This window comes from Ruegeria sp. CF4, from assembly GCF_056537345.1.
The window spans coordinates 235,921-252,203 of the sequence record NZ_JBQFRJ010000002.1 but is presented as its reverse complement, the minus strand read 5'-3'; the positions used below and the strand labels follow the sequence as shown (position 1 = coordinate 252,203).

The 16,283-nt window shown below is 58.6% G+C and carries 17 protein-coding genes; 8 read left to right on the top strand and 9 right to left on the bottom strand.

The features are described from left to right. The first annotated feature begins 86 nt into the window (after positions 1–86). Together ACR0NF_RS07930 and ACR0NF_RS07925 are read left to right on the top strand one after the other, a co-directional pair. Entirely contained in the window at positions 87–563 is a 477-nt protein-coding gene (locus tag ACR0NF_RS07930; RefSeq protein ID WP_480778033.1) for a YHS domain-containing (seleno)protein, read from the top strand. A gap of 260 nt (positions 564–823) precedes the next feature. Continuing rightward, complete coding sequence (locus ACR0NF_RS07925; protein WP_480659207.1) at positions 824–1,357, top strand: outer membrane protein; 534 nt, start codon at positions 824–826, stop codon at positions 1,355–1,357. A gap of 42 nt (positions 1,358–1,399) precedes the next feature. Here the strand turns inward: ACR0NF_RS07925 and ACR0NF_RS07920 are convergent, their stop codons facing one another. Next, on the bottom strand, positions 1,400–2,383 hold the full coding sequence (locus tag ACR0NF_RS07920; protein WP_480470970.1) for a quinone oxidoreductase family protein: 984 nt from the start codon (positions 2,381–2,383) through the stop codon (positions 1,400–1,402). A 198-nt stretch (positions 2,384–2,581) separates the two neighbouring features. Here ACR0NF_RS07920 and ACR0NF_RS07915 point away from each other — a divergent pair, with 198 nt between their 5' ends. Next, positions 2,582–3,439 carry a DUF2189 domain-containing protein gene (locus ACR0NF_RS07915; RefSeq protein ID WP_480470971.1) on the top strand — a complete coding sequence of 286 codons (858 nt, stop codon included), beginning with the start codon at positions 2,582–2,584 and terminating at the stop codon, positions 3,437–3,439. Positions 3,440–3,455: 16 nt separating this feature from the next. Here ACR0NF_RS07915 and ACR0NF_RS07910 read toward each other — a convergent pair whose 3' ends face one another. Beyond that, on the bottom strand, positions 3,456–4,442 hold the full coding sequence (locus ACR0NF_RS07910) for an NAD(P)H-quinone oxidoreductase (RefSeq protein ID WP_480470972.1): 987 nt from the start codon (positions 4,440–4,442) through the stop codon (positions 3,456–3,458). 72 nt (positions 4,443–4,514) lie between these two features. Continuing rightward, on the bottom strand, positions 4,515–5,207 hold the full coding sequence (locus ACR0NF_RS07905) for a COQ9 family protein (RefSeq protein WP_480778032.1): 693 nt from the start codon (positions 5,205–5,207) through the stop codon (positions 4,515–4,517). A gap of 111 nt (positions 5,208–5,318) precedes the next feature. On the opposite strand from ACR0NF_RS07905, the gene rpsU reads away from it, so the two are divergent. Beyond that, complete coding sequence (gene rpsU / locus ACR0NF_RS07900) at positions 5,319–5,525, top strand: 30S ribosomal protein S21 (RefSeq protein ID WP_005614280.1); 207 nt, start codon at positions 5,319–5,321, stop codon at positions 5,523–5,525. A gap of 275 nt (positions 5,526–5,800) precedes the next feature. Beyond that, positions 5,801–7,054, top strand: a complete 1,254-nt coding sequence (locus tag ACR0NF_RS07895; RefSeq protein ID WP_480470974.1) for a CAP domain-containing protein — start codon at positions 5,801–5,803, stop codon at positions 7,052–7,054. 51 nt (positions 7,055–7,105) lie between these two features. Here the strand turns inward: ACR0NF_RS07895 and ppk2 are convergent, their stop codons facing one another. After that, on the bottom strand, positions 7,106–8,023 hold the full coding sequence (ppk2, locus tag ACR0NF_RS07890; RefSeq protein WP_480470975.1) for a polyphosphate kinase 2: 918 nt from the start codon (positions 8,021–8,023) through the stop codon (positions 7,106–7,108). 271 nt (positions 8,024–8,294) lie between these two features. On the opposite strand from ppk2, the gene ACR0NF_RS07885 reads away from it, so the two are divergent. Further along, positions 8,295–9,134: a CPBP family intramembrane glutamic endopeptidase gene (locus ACR0NF_RS07885; protein ID WP_480778031.1), complete on the top strand. Its 840-nt coding sequence runs from the start codon at positions 8,295–8,297 to the stop codon at positions 9,132–9,134. 4 nt (positions 9,135–9,138) lie between these two features. Here the strand turns inward: ACR0NF_RS07885 and ACR0NF_RS07880 are convergent, their stop codons facing one another. Beyond that, complete coding sequence (locus ACR0NF_RS07880) at positions 9,139–9,597, bottom strand: Lrp/AsnC family transcriptional regulator (protein ID WP_480470977.1); 459 nt, start codon at positions 9,595–9,597, stop codon at positions 9,139–9,141. A gap of 135 nt (positions 9,598–9,732) precedes the next feature. Here ACR0NF_RS07880 and ald point away from each other — a divergent pair, with 135 nt between their 5' ends. Then, positions 9,733–10,851 (top strand): alanine dehydrogenase, encoded by a 1,119-nt coding sequence (gene ald / locus ACR0NF_RS07875; RefSeq protein WP_480470978.1) that lies wholly within the window; start codon positions 9,733–9,735, stop codon positions 10,849–10,851. Positions 10,852–11,042: 191 nt separating this feature from the next. Here the strand turns inward: ald and ACR0NF_RS07870 are convergent, their stop codons facing one another. Both ACR0NF_RS07870 and mscL read right to left on the bottom strand, forming a co-directional pair. Next, positions 11,043–11,837 carry a mechanosensitive ion channel family protein gene (locus ACR0NF_RS07870; protein WP_480471925.1) on the bottom strand — a complete coding sequence of 265 codons (795 nt, stop codon included), beginning with the start codon at positions 11,835–11,837 and terminating at the stop codon, positions 11,043–11,045. Positions 11,838–11,953: 116 nt separating this feature from the next. Continuing rightward, entirely contained in the window at positions 11,954–12,382 is a 429-nt protein-coding gene (mscL, locus tag ACR0NF_RS07865) for a large conductance mechanosensitive channel protein MscL (protein ID WP_480470979.1), read from the bottom strand. A gap of 148 nt (positions 12,383–12,530) precedes the next feature. Between mscL and ACR0NF_RS07860 the strand changes: the two genes are divergently transcribed. Then, the gene (locus ACR0NF_RS07860) at positions 12,531–13,229 is read left to right on the top strand and encodes a glutathione S-transferase family protein (RefSeq protein WP_480667232.1); all 699 of its coding nucleotides are present in this window, start codon (positions 12,531–12,533) and stop codon (positions 13,227–13,229) included. Positions 13,230–13,276: 47 nt separating this feature from the next. Here ACR0NF_RS07860 and ACR0NF_RS07855 read toward each other — a convergent pair whose 3' ends face one another. Next, positions 13,277–13,723 (bottom strand): YtoQ family protein, encoded by a 447-nt coding sequence (locus tag ACR0NF_RS07855; protein WP_480470981.1) that lies wholly within the window; start codon positions 13,721–13,723, stop codon positions 13,277–13,279. An 80-nt stretch (positions 13,724–13,803) separates the two neighbouring features. After that, positions 13,804–16,200 (bottom strand): phenylalanine--tRNA ligase subunit beta, encoded by a 2,397-nt coding sequence (pheT, locus tag ACR0NF_RS07850; RefSeq protein WP_480470982.1) that lies wholly within the window; start codon positions 16,198–16,200, stop codon positions 13,804–13,806. Between the last annotated feature and the right edge of the window lie 83 nt (positions 16,201–16,283).

Below are 16,283 nucleotides of genomic sequence, written 5' to 3'. Positions count from 1 at the left end.
ATTACGGGCTTCGCAAAAACAAATCCGGTTCGCCGGAGCAAAATTCAGTTGCTCGAACGCGAGCCTATTCACGAAAGGTGAACACAATGAACAAGTTCAAATCCCTCATCGGCGGTGTTGCACTGTCTGTTGCAGTTGCAAGCACGGCCCTGGCCGCTGGCGTAGAACTGAACGCAAGCTCGACCGGTCTGGCGCTGCAGGGTTATGACCCGGTTGCCTATTTCACTGTCGGTGAAGCCACCAAAGGCAGCTACAAAATCACCGCGTTGCACAACGACGCGCTGTACCGCTTTGCTTCGGAAGAAAACAAAGTAGCCTTTGAAGAAAACCCAGAAGCATACTTGCCTGCATATGGCGGCTACTGCGCGTTCGGCACCGCGATGGGCTTCAAGTTCGACGGTGACCCGAACTACTGGAAGATCGTTGACAACAAACTGTATCTGAACCTGTCGGCCGACATTCAGGAACGCTGGGAAGGCGACATCCCCGGCTTCAACGAGCGCGCCGACGCCAACTGGAAAGACATCGCTCACAAGACCCCTGCGGAACTGCAAGAGCAGTAATCCGCTGATTAAATCCAGTGCATCGGCGGCGGATCGTATCCGCCGCCGTTTGTCGTTTGAAGACCCTCTGCTCGGGACCTATCTGATCCAGCAGATAAGCGCCCGATGGCAACGGGCCAGCGCTGCCAGGCAAGCAGGCCATGCGCACACTGTTCGGAATAGCAGAATATTCAATGATCCGGCCCGAGGGTCGGACCGTATCTATCGATATGGCCACGCGATGACATGCTGCGGCCGGGTTCTGAGCGAAAGGATAAAGAATGACAGGTAAACTGGCGATTTTCACGACTGTCGCGACTCTGGCGGCGGGATCAGCAATGGCGCAAGCCTCGGGCAACTGGACCGGATTTTACGGCGGTGCGCAGTTGGGGTATGCCGATATCGATACCAACCTGTCCGGCGTGAACGGGGATGGCCTGATCGGCGGTATCGTTCTGGGTTACGATTACGATCTGGGCGACTGGGTTGTTGGTGGTGGCTTCGACTATGACTGGACCGATGTGGACCTGTCAGGTGCGGCCACGGTCGAGAACGTCTGGCGCATCAAGGCACGCGCGGGCTACAAGGTGAACCCGCAAGGGCTGCTTTATGGGACCGCGGGCTATGCCGATGCGGATACCGATACGCTGGGCAGCGACAACGGTTGGTTCATTGGCGCCGGCTATGAACAGATCGTGGCCCCGAATATCAGCGTCGGTGGTGAGTTGCTGTACCACGAGTTTGATGACTTCAATTCATCCGGAGTGGATGTCGACGCCACCACGTTCCAAATTCGCGTTGCCTATCGGTTCTGAGGTCAGACTATGGAGCCCGGCGCACAAGCCGGGCTCAGCCCCCTACGGTTCCAGAACCGTACTGCCGGTGGTCTGGCGCGCCTCAAGCGCGCGGTGGGCATCGGCAACCTGATCCAGCGGGAATTGCTGGTCCACATGGATCTTGACCTCGCGCCCTTCCACCTTGCCAAACAACCTACGCGCCATCGCCTGACAAACGGAATGGTCGGCAATATGGGTGAACAGTGTCGGACGGGTGATCTTTAGCGATCCCCTTTGCGCCAGCATTCCCAGATCGAAAGCCGGAACCGGCCCCGACGCATTACCGAACGAGATCATCATGCCCAGCGGTTTGAGGCAGTTCAGAGACCCCTCGAACGTATCCGCGCCAATTGAATCCATAACGACATCAACACCCTTGCCGCCGGTGATTTCGGCGACGCGCTGCTCAAAATCCTCGGTCCGGTAGTTGATGCAATGTGCGGCCCCGTTGAACTGTGCAAGGCTACATTTCTCATCTGTCCCGGCGGTGCCGATCAGCGTGATCCCCTCGGATTTCGCCCATTGGCAGGCGATCAGACCCACACCCCCGGCAGCAGCGTGGAACAGCACCGTATCGCCGCGCTTCAACGGTGTCGTACGATGGAACAGATATTCTACCGTCATGCCCTTCAGCATCATCGCGGCGGCAGAGCGGAACGAGATACTCTCGGGCAGCGGACAGACCTGCGCGGCAGGCATCACGCGTGCCTCGGAATAGGCTCCGGATGGTCCTGCGGCATAGGCGGCGCGCTGGCCGGGTACAAGATGGGTGACACCTTCGCCAACAGCTTCGACCACACCCGCCGCTTCCATACCCAAAGCGTGAGGCAATTCCAGCGGATAAAGCCCGCTGCGTTGATACACATCGATGAAGTTCAAACCGCAGGCGTGATGTCGAATGCGCACCTCGCCGGGGCCCGGCTCACCCAACGGGCGATCCTCGATCCGCAGGACCTCGGGTCCGCCGGTTTCGTGAATGACGACTGTGCGTGCTGTTTGCTGCATGAATGCCTCCGTTTCCTTTTGAAACAAAGCTAACACGCCTGTGCGACAGGGCAATCCTTGCGGTCGCGCAGGGTTGATCGGGCAAGTTTTTGCAAAATATGCTATACTATCTCCAGACGTAGCCGGGTGATCCGGTCACGACCGCACGTCTCACCGGATGCATCCCGCCGCATATCCATGCCAGGGAAGGGGATGATCATGGACAAGACAATCGGAAATCCAGTTAGCTGGGTCGCCCGTCAGATGCGGGCAACCGGCGACCATATGGCGGAATCGGTCAGCGAAATCGGCAGCGCGGATACCAGTGCAATGCCGGTTGTGCACACGCTGACCCTGCAGGATCTGCGCGCCTGTCTGAAGGCGGGGTATGAGGACTTTTTGCAAACCCGCGCAGATGCGGTTTTTGTGATCCTGATCTACCCGATAGCCGGGCTTTTGATGTTCGGAATCGGGCTCAACAAAGACATGGTGCCTTTGCTGGCCCCACTGATTGCGGGCTTTGCGCTGGTCGGACCTGTCGCGGCCGTTGGTCTGTATGAAATCAGTCGCAAGCGGGAACAGGGCGGCGAGGTCCATTGGCTTGATGCGTTTGGTGTTTTCCGCTCGCCCTCATTCGGTGCAATTCTGGCGCTGGGGTTCTATCTGGTCATGCTGTTGCTGATTTGGCTGATGGTCGCGCAGAGCATCTATGCGCAAACGCTCGGGCCTGAGCCTCCAGCTTCGATTACGAGTTTCGTGACCGACATCTTCACCACCAGCGCAGGTTGGGCGATGATTCTGGTCGGAACGACAACGGGCTTTATCTTCGCGTTGATCGCGCTGGCGCTCAGCGTGGTCAGCTTTCCGTTGCTTCTGGACAAGAAGGTGGGCGTGCCGGTGGCCGTCGTAACCTCTGTCCGCGTGCTGCGACACAATCCGCGCGTGATCCTGACATGGGGCGCAATCGTAGCGGCCATGTTGGTACTGGGCGCAATCCCGATGCTGTTGGGGCTGATCGTCGTGATGCCAATCCTCGGCCACGCCACATGGCACCTGTATCGCCGGGCGGTCGCCTGACCACCCGGAGGCCAGATCAGTCAGCAACCTTGAGGACGATCTTGCCGATATGGCCTGAGCTTTCCATCCGCGCATGCGCGGCTGCGGCGTCGGCCAGCTCAAACTCGGAATCCATCACCGGGCCGACCTTCCCCGCCTCAAGCAAGGGCCAGACGGCCTCACGCAGATCCTGCGCAATACGCGCCTTGGCCAGATCGCTTTGCGGGCGCAGGGTGCTGCCGGTCAGGGTCAGTCGCTTGACCATCATCAGGGCAAAATTCAGCTCGACTACAGGGCCTTGCAGAAAGGCGATCTGAACCAGCCGCCCATCCTCGGCCAGAGCCTTGACGTTGCGCGGGATGTAATCACCCCCCACCATGTCTAGGATCAGATTCGCGCCACCTTCTGCGCGCATCGCAGCCACGAAATCCTCATCGCGATAATTGATTGCCTTTTCCGCCCCAAGCTTAAGGCAAGCCTCGCATTTCTCAGCCGAGCCAGCCGTTGCAAAGACCCGAGCGCCAAATGCGTTGGCCAACTGAATTGCGGTCGTTCCGATCCCGCTGGAACCACCATGGACCAGAAAACGTTCCCCTGCTTTCAACCCACCGCGCGTGAATACGTTGGACCAGACGGTAAAGAAGGTCTCAGGCAGGCAGGCCGCTTCTTTCAAACCCATGCCCGCAGGCACCGGCAGGCAATGCGCGGCGGGCGTGGCGACGTATTCGGCATAGCCACCGCCCGGCAACAGCGCGCAGACCTGATCGCCCACGGCCAGACCTTCGACGCCCGAGCCCATTGCAACCACCTCGCCCGAAGCTTCCAGACCCGGAAGATCGCTTGCCCCCGGCGGCGGATCATAGGCCCCGGCCCGCTGCAGCGCGTCCGGACGGTTCACCCCGGCATAGGCCACCTTCAGAATCACCTGACCCTCGGCGGGTTTCGGAATGGGGCGTTCAGTCACCTGCAAAACATCCGGACCACCGGGTTGGGTGATTTCGACAGCACGCATTGTCTGGGTCATGGACATATCTCCTTTGCCTATTGCCTAGCAGGCAGTAGCGCAGAGGCCCAGCAGCAAGTGAAAGCGCTGCGACTATTTTCCGGATGACAGCGAACCGGGCAGGTTATCGGGCATCTTCACCGGAGCCTTCACCTGACCGGCCAGCCAATTGGGTACGGCCAGGAACGGTTTCAAAAGCGGATTGCCATTCACCTGCGCCTTGAGCTTTTCGAACTGCATCACTCCTTCGATCCGCCGATCAAGGAATTCCCATGTCGCTTGATAGCCCGGGCTGTCATCGCCAAGCCAATACAGCAGGGTCGAGGAATACACGCCCGACAAAGTCGCGCGTTTGGTGTACCAGTTTACGTCATCCGAGCTGTCGCCCAATGCGTCCCAGATCAGATCGCAGGTACCCCAGATCGCCTTGGCCCCGTCTGCGGCGTAGATCGGCAATGCAAACAGCGTCATACCACGCCGCACGGCCTCTTTGTCGTCGACCGCTTGCAGACGGAATCGGACGGCGGCGGCAATCTTGTCGCGAAACTTCAGCTCGCTCAGATCCTCGGTCTTGATCCGCTCCAGCATCGCTTGGTCACCGCGCGCGTGAAAGGCCAGCGCCAGATCAACGGCGCCGCGCGGGCAGATTGCATGGGCCAGTCCCGCATCCAGGTCGCAATCGGCAATCGCCGCGCGAAAGCTGGTTTCGGACCAACCGTCGAACGGCACATGGTTCAGCATAGCGTCCAAAAGCTGTTCTTTGATGTCTTCATAAGTGGCGGTCATGTCAGGTCTCCGGTCTGCGGGTCCAGTACTAGACAAGTTAGGCCCGCTTTGCTATACGGCCACTTCCTGCAATTTCCTTGCAACTCTATCTAGAAAGGTGGTGACAACCACATGCAGGTTAGTGTTCGCGACAATAACGTCGATCAGGCGCTTCGTGCCCTGAAGAAAAAGCTGCAGCGCGAAGGCGTGTTCCGTGAAATGAAGCTGAAGCAACATTTCGAGAAACCGTCCGAGAAAAAAGCGCGTGAGAAAGCTGAAGCGATTCGTCGTGCCCGTAAACTGGCACGCAAGAAAGCCCAGCGCGAAGGTCTGCTCTAAGACTTTCCTCGTCCAGCTTTGGATGACACTATTTGACGACCCCCGAGGCTTCGCCCGGGGGTTTGTCGTTTCAGGACAGGTGACGCACCGCTTAGACGCGGTAACTTGCCGATTTGGCCACGTCTTCCACAGTCGGCATATTGCAGCGCATCGAATCGCGGTGCAGTTGCATTCCTTCGCCGAAAAACGCTCATTCGGACTGCGCCCCTATCAACTGTCTTCACCTCCCCGCTATCTGAGCCCGTCCACTCAGACACAACAAAACGGAGGCACTGATGTCGACAGCAAGCACGGTCGAGCGGGAAATGCTGGCGCTGATTAACCAAGAGCGCACATCCCGCGGGTTAGACCCCCTGCAACTTGAGACTCAATTGAATGAATCATCCGAGGACCACAGCGCCTGGATGCTGGATACCGACCGCTTCAGCCACACGGGAGCGGGTGGTTCATCCGCAACGCAGCGCATGCAGGCGGCGGGGTTCGATCTATCGGGCAGTTGGCGCACTGGCGAGAACATCGCGTGGCAATCGGAACGCGGCGCGCCGGGCATCAGCGATGATGTGGCCCAGCTGCACGAAAACCTTATGAACAGCCCCGGCCACCGTGCCAACATCCTGAATCCCGATTTCAAATATATCGGCATCGGGATCGAAACCGGTGACATGCGGGGCTTTGACGCGGTCATGGTTACCCAGAACTTCGCCACCACTCAGGCCGAAGTCATGCTGGATACGGACGGCACGACCCCACCCGTAACCCCGCCGGTCGACGAAGTGGCCGAGCCCGAGGAAGAGGTTGTCACTCCGCCTGAACCCGAAACACCCGCAACCGATGTCACTGAGACCGAGGAGCCGGTGGTCGAAACACCGGAGACCGACGTTACAGAAACAGAAGACCCCGTGGACGAGACGCCGGATACCGACGTGACCGAGACGGAAGAACCTTCGGATGAAACCCCGGACACAGATGTAACCGAGACCGAAGAACCGTCAGATGAGACCCCGGACACGGATGTGACTGAAACCGAAGAGCCGTCAGATGAGACCCCCGAAACTGACGTGACCGAGGTTGAAGAGCCAGAGCCCGATGCCCCGGTGGAAGAGGTCGATGAGCCTGAACCGGAAACCCCGGAAACCGACGTGACCGAAGTCGAGGATCCCATCGATGAAGAAAATGAGGAACCCGCAGTTCCTGAGACCGATGTCACGGAAGTCGAAGAGCCAGAGCCGGAAACGCCTGACACCGACAGCGTCGAAGATGATATGCCCGATATGGCTTGCTTCGATGTGGCGGCTTTCCTGGCCGAGATCGAATCTTTCGTAAACGCGCTTCAGGCCCGTTTCGATCAGTTCGACTGGGCCCCGGTACAGCAGGCCAAGACGCCCGAGCTTGATGATTTTGACTTCGTGCCCGGCGCGGACATGTTCGAAGACGTCACCGAGACCGTCGAAACCGCGTTTGAGGATACGACGGACGATTTCTGCAACGTCTTCACCTACGAAATGAACTGCGCGTTCGATTTCGGCTAATGTCACAATTCAGGCGCGGGGGATCAGTTCTCCCGCGCCACTTTTATGCCCTCAGTAAATCTTCGGCACGTGCAGCTCGTCCGGCAGAATGCGCCGTTCGTATTCCGGGTTATAGCGCCGATCGGGTAGGTTCACTTTTTCCTGCGGAACGTCGTCATAAGGGATCTTCGTCAGCAGGTGTTCGATACAGTTCAGGCGTTCGCGTTTCTTGTCGTTGCCTTCGACAATGTACCACGGGGCCTCCGAGATGTTGGTGCGGAAGAACATGTCTTCCTTTGCCTTCGTATAGGCCTCCCATCGGATACGGGATTCAAGGTCCATGGGCGACAACTTCCACTGTTTCATCGGGTCGTGGATGCGCATCAGGAATCGCAACTGCTGCTCTTCGTCGGTGATCGAGAACCAGTATTTCAACAGGATGATCCCCGACCGCACCAACATACGTTCGAATTCGGGAACGTCTTGAAAGAACTGCTCGACCTGATCTTCGTTGGCAAATCCCATCACCCGCTCGACACCGGCGCGGTTGTACCAGGAGCGGTCGAACAACACGATCTCACCCGCCGCCGGCAGATGCGGCACATAGCGTTGGAAATACCACTGACTCTGCTCACGGCGACTGGGCGCCGGTAGGGCCACGACACGAGCCACACGCGGGTTCAGACGCTGGGTGATCCGCTTGATCACACCCCCCTTGCCCGCGCTGTCGCGCCCCTCGAACAGAATGCAGACCTTTGCCCCGGTATGCACCACCCAGTCCTGCACCTTGATCAGCTCGGCCTGCAGACGCAACAGGTTGCGGAAATACACCTTGCGGTCCAGCATGTCGGGGTGCTGGTCCTTATAGATCTTGCGCACTTCCATCGAGAGCATGGGTTCGCTGAATTCAATTTCAAAATCTTCGTCCAGCGTGTCTTCGAGTTCGGCTTCAAGCCAGTCTTTGGGGGCGCGATCGTTTTCGTAGGCCAAGGTCTGCTCCTTATCATTCACCGGGACCGGACAATATCAGGGCTGTGTAACCGGCGGATGTCATCGCCCGCTGTGATCGTCTAATAAACGCGGCGGACGTTTACGAGGTCTCCGGATCAGGAATACTGGCGCGGTCTTGTTCGGGTTACAAGCGTCTGAATTGCCGCAACACCAGAGAATGCCGCAATTCTGGCGCGACTGCCTGGAATATCAGCACTTGCCTTTCGACCCCCAACTTCCGCATCTAGGATTGGTACGAACGGAGTCTGTCGTGAGCCATCTTCTGCCTCTGCTGCCTGTACTTTGGCCCTGGCTGTTTCTGATTGCTGCCCAGATTGGGATGCTGTTCGGCAGTCGCAACATCGCGCTCATCCTGCTTGCAGCATTCGGAGCAACTGTTCTGTTGCGCGGGCTTGTATCTTGGGATGCAGCACTGATCATCCTTTTGGGCCTGCTGGGGGCCGCTCAGCTCCCCCGTCTCAAGGGCGCGCCGCTGGTATTTGGTCACCTCATTCTAATCGGCTGGTGCCTGGCGCTGGCCTCGCATCTGTTGCCCGGTGTGCGCAACCCGCTGGTTCTTGATCAAGTGCAGGCGGGACCCGAAAGCAGCCTGTTCACGATGTATGTCAATCTGGACAAGCCAATGATCTTCTTTGCCGTGGTGTTGGCGTGGCCTGCGATGCTGAACGCAAAGCACGTCGTCAAATTCGCACCACTGCTCGTTGGGCTGGTGTTGCTGCCCATATTGCTGACCGCAGGCCTGGTATCCGGCGCAGTGAACCCGGAACCCGGCCTGCCCGAGTGGTGGCTAATATTCGCGTTGTCCAATCTGTTCCTGACCTGCCTGACGGAAGAGGCGTTCTTTCGTGGCTATCTTCAATCTGCGATGACCAACCGGTTCGGACCATTGGCAGGCATTGTGACGGCCAGCCTGCTGTTCGGCCTTGCCCACGCAGCGGGTGGTGCGGTGTTGGTCTTATTCGCAGCCGTACTCGGGCTCGCCTGCGGTCTTGGCTATTTCGCAACGGGTCGCCTTTGGGTGCCTGTGCTGATGCATCTCGGCTTCAACCTGACCCACTTGCTGCTGTTCACTTATCCCGGCCCAGCTTGACCCCTCAAACTGGCAGAGCGGTTGTCTTGAATACCGTCCTAAGCGCGAACGAGCTTTGCATCTGCGCCACGCCCGGCAGGCGCGACAGGAATTGACGGTGAATACGCGCGAAATCTTCCGTGTTTTCGGCAACAACCTTCAGGATATAATCTGCGGTGCCCGCCATCAGGTGGCATTCCAGGACGTCCGGTATCCGTGCGACGGCCTTTTCAAACGCCTCCAGAACTTCTTCTGCCTGTCCTTGCAAAGTGATCTCGACAAAGACGGTTGTTGGTACGTTCAATTTGCGCGCATCCAGCAGGGCCACGTAATCCTTGATGTACCCATCGGCCTCAAGCCGCTGCACGCGGCGGTGACAGGCTGACGGCGAAAGGTTTGCCTGTTCCGAAAGCTCCGCATTCGACATTCTGCCTTTGCGCTGCAGCGCTGCGAGAATCTTTCGATCTGTTGCATCCAATGTCATTTGCGCACATCCATCGCGTATATGAAGAAATTCTTCGGATAATTTCCCACAGTTTCAACAATTAGCAAGCGGGGTTTCACAAAAATTGCGCTGCAAATTGCCCATAATTTAGGCAGTTTATAAACGGAGTCTCTCATGAAAATCGGCTGCCCCAAGGAAATCAAACCTCAGGAATTCCGCGTCGGCATGACCCCGAATGCCGCACAGGAAGCAGTGGCACGCGGTCACGAAGTGATCATCGAAACTGGTGCCGGGATGGGCTCGGGCTTTGACAACGATGCCTATTTGGCCGCAGGCGCGCGCATCGTAGACACGGCAGAAGAGGTGTTTGCAACGGCTGACATGATCGTCAAGGTCAAAGAGCCACAAGCCGTCGAGCGCAAAATGCTGCGCGAAGGTCAGTTGCTGTTCACCTATCTGCACCTTGCACCCGATCCGGATCAAACTCATGACCTGCTGGCCTCCGGCTGCACCGCGATTGCTTATGAAACCGTGACGGATTCCAGCGGCGGCCTACCCTTGCTGGCCCCGATGTCCGAGGTCGCGGGACGGCTGGCCCCTCAGGTCGGATCGTGGACCCTTCAGAAAGCCAATGGCGGGCGCGGCGTTCTGATGGGTGGCGTCCCCGGCGTTGGCCCTGCCAAAGTGGTGGTGATCGGCGGTGGCGTTGTAGGTACTCACGCAGCCCAAATCGCTGCGGGTATGGGTGCAGATGTCACTGTACTGGACCGCTCTCTGCCGCGCCTGCGTTATCTGGATGACGTGTTTGGCGGCCGTTTCAAGAACCAGTATTCGACCGCAGGCGCCACTGCTGAATTGATCCAGGACGCCGATATGGTAATCGGTGCGGTCCTGATCCCCGGCGCTGCAGCACCAAAGCTGATCACGCGAGAGCAGCTCTCGACCATGAAACCCGGTGCGGTTCTGGTAGATGTGGCGATTGATCAAGGCGGCTGCTTCGAGACATCGAAAGCGACCACCCACGCCGATCCGATCTATGACGTCGACGGCATCATGCACTATTGCGTCGCCAACATGCCAGGCGCGGTCGCACGCACCTCGACCATCGCGCTGGGCAACGCAACGATGCCGTTCATGTTGTCGCTGGCGGACAAGGGCTGGAAACAGGCTTGCCAGGACGATCCGCATTTGCTGGCCGGTCTGAACGTGCATGCCGGTCAACTGACCTATTACGCGGTGGGCAAAGCGCTGGGCATCGATGTGGTCGCCCCCAGCCTTGTGATCAAATCATAAACCCTCCCTCCGCTGAAAGCGCTCTCTGACGAGAGTGCTTTACAGCGTTGGGCTAGGCGCCGCGCTTGTTGCGCGGCGCGGCAGCGCTAGTTGAAACCTTAGCAAAAAAACGAAAGCGCCGCGCAGAATGCGCGGCGCTTGGCCCAACCGGAGGAGGGCATTTCCAATGCCCGCTCGACGGGTGGGAGGGCTCAGCCCTCTTTGTGGATCTCCACCGAATGCGGATAGGGGATCGAAACACCCTTCGCGTCGAATGCTTCTTTGACCGCTTTGGTAAGCTCAAACTTCACATCCCAGTAATCCGCAGCCGCACACCAGACGCGGGTCGTCAGATCCACCGAACTGTCCCCCAGGTTGGTGACCCGCACCCATGGTTCGGGGTCGCCCATAACCCGCGCATCCGCCTTAGCCACATCCAGAATGATATTCATCGCTTCATCTGCACTGTCGCCATAGTCGATGCCAAACACCAGATCGACCCGGCGCGTGTCATGCGCAGAAAAGTTGGTGATCACAGATCCCCAGGCCTGACCGTTCGGGACGATGATCTGAACGTTATCCGGCGTCACCAGTTCAGTGGTGAACAGGTTCAGGTCCTTCACCGTACCCGCGGTACCACCGACATCCACATATTGACCAAGCTTGTAGGGGCGGAACACCACCAGCATCACCCCGGCTGCCAGATCACTGAGCGTACCTTGCAGCGCCAGACCGATAGCCAGCGACGCCGCACCCAGAATGGCGACGATGCTGGTGGCCTCGATCCCGAAAATGCCCAGCACGGCAACCAGAACCATGGCCAGAATGGCCCATTTGATCATGCTGGCAGCAAAGTTGCCCAGCGTTGGATCAATCTGAGGCGTCTTGTTGATGCGGCGGCGCACAACACCCGAGATCATCCCGGCCATGATCCAGCCCAAAATGAGAACGATCAGGGCCTTGCCCGCGTTCAACAATATCGGCAGATAGCCATTTGCCATACCCATGGCTTGGTTCGCCATTTCGATCGTCTGATCCATTCTGGCCTTTCCTTCTTTCAGTCATTTCATAAAATGTGGCCTCGCCAAACCGGCGAGGCCACAACCCGCACAATTGGCAGGGTTTACTTCTTGAGTGCGTCGCGGATTTCCACCAGGATGTCCAGCTCGCTGGGGCCTGCGGGTGCCTCTTCGGCCGCCTCTTCTTCGGCCGCAGCGGCGTCCTTGATCCGGTTGACCATTTTCACCAGCAGGAACACGACCCACGCTATGATCAGGAAGTTGATGATCGCCATGATGAACGCGCCATAGGCAAAGACCGATGCACCGGTTTCGCGGGCAGCTTCTAGGCTTGCACCTTCGGCTACTTCACCGGCCAGAACAGCATAATTGTTGGTAAAGTCGATACCGCCGGTGAACAGACCGATGAGCGGGTTGATCAGGTCGCCCACCAGAGATGTGACAATTGCGGTAAACGCCGCGCCGATGATGATACCGACAGCCATATCCATGACATTGCCCTTGGCAATAAACGTCTTGAATTCCTGAATCATGTTTCCCTCTCTTCGGTGGTGTTTAACCGATTGTTTTGGTTTTCGCGCGCAGGCGCAGAGTAATTGTGCGCTAATTGCACTATTAGATGCATGTTTTTATGGGAAACAGCGCCTATTTTTCCCCGAACGGCATTTTTCAGGAGGTCCCATGCCCGCCCTCGCATCCTATTCCATTATTGACAAGTGGCCCGCCCGGGACCCGAGTGTCATTCAGCTGTATTCCTTTCCCACCCCGAATGGTGTGAAAGCCTCAATCATGCTAGAGGAGACCGGCCTGCCTTATGAGGCGCATCTGGTCACGCTGGCAGACGCAGATGTCAAAAGTCCCGAATTTCTGTCGCTGAACCCCAACAACAAGATCCCGGCGCTGATCGATCCGAATGGACCCGATGGCGAACCACTGGGTCTTTTCGAAAGCGGGGCGATCCTTCTGTATCTGGCTGAAAAAAGCAACATGCTGCTGGGCCGGACCAAAGCGGACAAGCATCGGGTCACCCAATGGCTGATGTTCCAGATGGGTGGGTTGGGGCCGATGTTCGGTCAGCTGGGTTATTTCCACAAATTCGCTGGCAGCGAGATCGAAGACCCCCGCCCCCGCGAACGCTATGTGACCGAGGCCAAACGCCTGCTGAACGTCCTGAACACGCAACTGGATGGGCAGGATTGGATCGCCGGAGACTATTCGATCGCAGATATCGCCATAGCGCCCTGGCTGCGTGGCCTCGATTATTACGGCGTGAAAGAGGTGATCGGCTGGGAAGGCTACACCAATGTCACCGCCTATCTCGACCGCTTCCTTGAACGGCCTACGGTCCAAAAGGGTCTGGCTATCCCCCCACGGGACTGACCTGACAACCGGGCAGCGGCGCCCCGGCGCCGCGCCCGCCTACAGGCTTAGCCGGGCAAGCGGCCCGACTCGACATAGCGAAGAATTTCCACGACCTGCGAAGGCTCCTCGGCGACGGCGAGTGCAGCAGCATCCACTTCTTTCAGGGCGTGCTGATGATCGGGGCCGTGCAGAACGATGATCGATTTGCCCAGAGCCGCCGCATATCCCGCATCAAAAGCCGCGTTCCACTGCTTGTACTTGTCACCAAAGCGCACAACGACGATGTCTGCCTCTGAAATCCCCTTGCGGGTCCGGATCGCGTTCACCATCGCACCCTTGTGGTCGTGCCAATACTTGTTTGGTTCCTCACCCAAGATCGCAACGCCGCAATCGTCCGAGGCTGCATGGTCTGTCACTGGGCTGCTGAACACGACGTCCAACCCTTCGGCACCAGTGATGATTTGTTCGCGCCAATCCGTGTGAATCTCACCGGACAGATAAACCTTTAGCATCTCTTGCTCCTCCCGTGAAAAAGGGGCGCAGCCGCCCCTTCGTCTTCTCAGAAATACTCCCGCCAAAGGCGGATGCAGTCTTAGCCGCGTAGCACGCCGCCCGTGGCTTTCGCCACCTTCTCGACGATCTTGGCACTGACCGCCTCGATGTCTTTTTCCTTCAAAGTCGTGTCCGAAGGCTGCAGCCGCACGGTGATGGCCAAAGATTTCTTGCCCTCGCCCAGACTGCCGCCGATGAACTCGTCAAAGACGCGCACATCTTCGATCAGCACCTTATCGGCACCCGCGGCCGCATTCACCAGTGTCAGTGCCTCGATATCGGCATCCACGACGAAGGCGAAATCGCGTTCGACCGCCTGAAGGTCTCGCAGTTCCAGCGCCGAGCGGGTCGCGCCCGATTTGCGCGGCATCGGCACCTCATCCGGCCAGATGGTGAAAGCCATCGCGGGACCCTTGATGTCCATTGCCTGCAACACGCGTGGGTGCAGCTCTCCGAACACCCCCAGCACCTTCTTCGGCCCCAGGCAGATCTTGCCATGGCGGCCCGGGTGCCACCACGCATCACCGTCCCGCATGATCTGCACCTTGGCAGGCGCGCCAATTGCAGCCAACACCGCCTCGGCATCCGCCTTGGCGTCGAACACATCGACCGGGCGCGAAGCACCATGAACGTCTTTCGGCCCCGACCGACCCACCAGCAGGCCCGAGATCTGTGTTTTCTGATCCCCCGGCTCGCCATCGTGGAACACTGGCCCAACCTCGAACAGGGCCAGATCCGCATAACCCCGCGCCTGATTGCGCGCAGCCGCCTGCAACAAACCGGGCAGCAGATCGGGACGCATATGGCTCATCTCGGACGAAATGGGGTTTTCCAGCATGGTCTTGTCGTCACCGCCATCAAACAGCACCGCCGAGGCCTGATCGATGAAAGTATAGGTCACGCATTCATTGTACCCCAGCGCGGCACAGGTCCGGCGGGCCATAGACTGACGGCGCTGTGCCGGTGTCATCACGGGCTTAGGAATACCATCCGTCACACGCGACAAAGGCTTGCCCTGCAGCTTGGTCAGGGACGCGATCCGCGCGACCTCTTCCACCAGATCGGCTTCACCCATGATATCGGGACGCCAGCTGGGTACATGCGCCATCTCGCCGTCCAGACGGAAGCCGAGGCGTGTCAGGGTCTGCCGCTGCTCGCTCTCAGGGATGTCCATCCCGACCAAGGACTGCACCCGCGCCGCATCCAGCTTATAGGCCCGCGCATGGTTCGGGGCCTTGCCAGCCTCGACCACGTTCGAGGCTTCACCGCCGCAAATATCCAGGATCATCTGCGTCGCATGTTCCAGCCCTTCACGGGTGTATTCCGGGTCGACACCACGCTCGAACCGATAGCGCGCGTCCGAGTTAATCTTCAGCGCCCGGCCGGTCAGAGCGATCTGCACGTGATCCCAGAACGCGCTTTCAAGGAAGACGTTCACCGTCTCTTCGGTGCAGCCGGTTTGCTCACCACCCATGATCCCGGCGATCGATTCCGGACCCTTGTCGTCAGAAATGACCATCATGCCGGGTTGCAGGGTGTATTCCTTCTCGTCCAACGCCACCAGCTTCTCGCCGCCTTTGGCGCGATGCACACGCAGGTTGCCTTGCACCTTGTCAGCATCGAATACGTGCAGCGGGCGGTTGTGATCGAAGGTCATGTAATTGGTGATGTCCACCAAAGCCGAGATTGGGCGCAGACCGATGGCCTTCAACTGATCCTGCAGCCATTGCGGGCTGGGGCCGTTCTTCACGCCCTTGATCAAACGCCCCGTGAAATGCGGAGCGCCATCCAGCGTGTCCTCGTCAATGCTCACCTTGATCGGGCTTTCGAAATCACCCGGCACCGGGGCATAGTCGCGCTGTTTCAGCGTACCAATGCCCCGCGCGGCCAGATCACGCGCAATCCCCTCGACGCCCAGCGCATCGGGGCGGTTCGGCGTGATTGCGATCTCGATCATCGGATCAACCTTCGTCGGGTCGTTCTCGGCCAACCAGTCGACGAATTTGTCGCCAACCTCGCCCGAGGGCAGCTCAATGATGCCGTCATGCTCGTCCGACAGCTCCAGCTCGCGTTCCGAGGCCATCATGCCAAAGCTCTCGACACCGCGGATTTTGCCGACGCTGATGGTGATATCCAAACCAGGGATATACATGCCCGGCTTACATACGACGACCGTGATGCCCTCGCGTGCGTTGGGCGCACCGCAGATGATCTGCAGATCGCCCTCATCGGTCTCAACCGTGCAGACGCGCAGCTTGTCGGCATCCGGGTGCTTCTCGGCATGTTTCACATGGCCCAGCGTAAAGTCCGCCAGCCGGTCCGCCGGGTTCACGATCTCTTCGACCTCAAGGCCCAGATCGGTCAGCGCCTCGGCGATCTCGTCCACCGAAGCATCGGTATCAAGGTGGTCCTTCAGCCAGGAAAGAGTGAATTTCATCGGTCGGTTTCCGCCAGTAAATCTCGGGTCAGACCGCATGTAGCGGATATTGCACACAGGGGAAAGAGGGCGCGTGGCGTCCC

Coding starts and splice junctions, on each gene's coding strand:
- ACR0NF_RS07895 (WP_480470974.1), top strand. CDS start 5,801: ATGTCGACAGCAAGCACGGTCGAGCGGGAAATGCTGGCGCTGATTAAC.
- ACR0NF_RS07925 (WP_480659207.1), top strand. CDS start 824: ATGACAGGTAAACTGGCGATTTTCACGACTGTCGCGACTCTGGCGGCG.
- pheT (WP_480470982.1), bottom strand. CDS start 16,200: ATGAAATTCACTCTTTCCTGGCTGAAGGACCACCTTGATACCGATGCT.
- ACR0NF_RS07930 (WP_480778033.1), top strand. CDS start 87: ATGAACAAGTTCAAATCCCTCATCGGCGGTGTTGCACTGTCTGTTGCA.
- ACR0NF_RS07910 (WP_480470972.1), bottom strand. CDS start 4,442: ATGACCCAGACAATGCGTGCTGTCGAAATCACCCAACCCGGTGGTCCG.
- ACR0NF_RS07860 (WP_480667232.1), top strand. CDS start 12,531: ATGCCCGCCCTCGCATCCTATTCCATTATTGACAAGTGGCCCGCCCGG.
- ACR0NF_RS07880 (WP_480470977.1), bottom strand. CDS start 9,597: ATGACATTGGATGCAACAGATCGAAAGATTCTCGCAGCGCTGCAGCGC.
- mscL (WP_480470979.1), bottom strand. CDS start 12,382: ATGATTCAGGAATTCAAGACGTTTATTGCCAAGGGCAATGTCATGGAT.
- ald (WP_480470978.1), top strand. CDS start 9,733: ATGAAAATCGGCTGCCCCAAGGAAATCAAACCTCAGGAATTCCGCGTC.
- ACR0NF_RS07905 (WP_480778032.1), bottom strand. CDS start 5,207: ATGACCGCCACTTATGAAGACATCAAAGAACAGCTTTTGGACGCTATG.
- rpsU (WP_005614280.1), top strand. CDS start 5,319: ATGCAGGTTAGTGTTCGCGACAATAACGTCGATCAGGCGCTTCGTGCC.
- ACR0NF_RS07915 (WP_480470971.1), top strand. CDS start 2,582: ATGGACAAGACAATCGGAAATCCAGTTAGCTGGGTCGCCCGTCAGATG.
- ACR0NF_RS07920 (WP_480470970.1), bottom strand. CDS start 2,383: ATGCAGCAAACAGCACGCACAGTCGTCATTCACGAAACCGGCGGACCC.
- ACR0NF_RS07870 (WP_480471925.1), bottom strand. CDS start 11,837: ATGGGTATGGCAAATGGCTATCTGCCGATATTGTTGAACGCGGGCAAG.
- ACR0NF_RS07855 (WP_480470981.1), bottom strand. CDS start 13,723: ATGCTAAAGGTTTATCTGTCCGGTGAGATTCACACGGATTGGCGCGAA.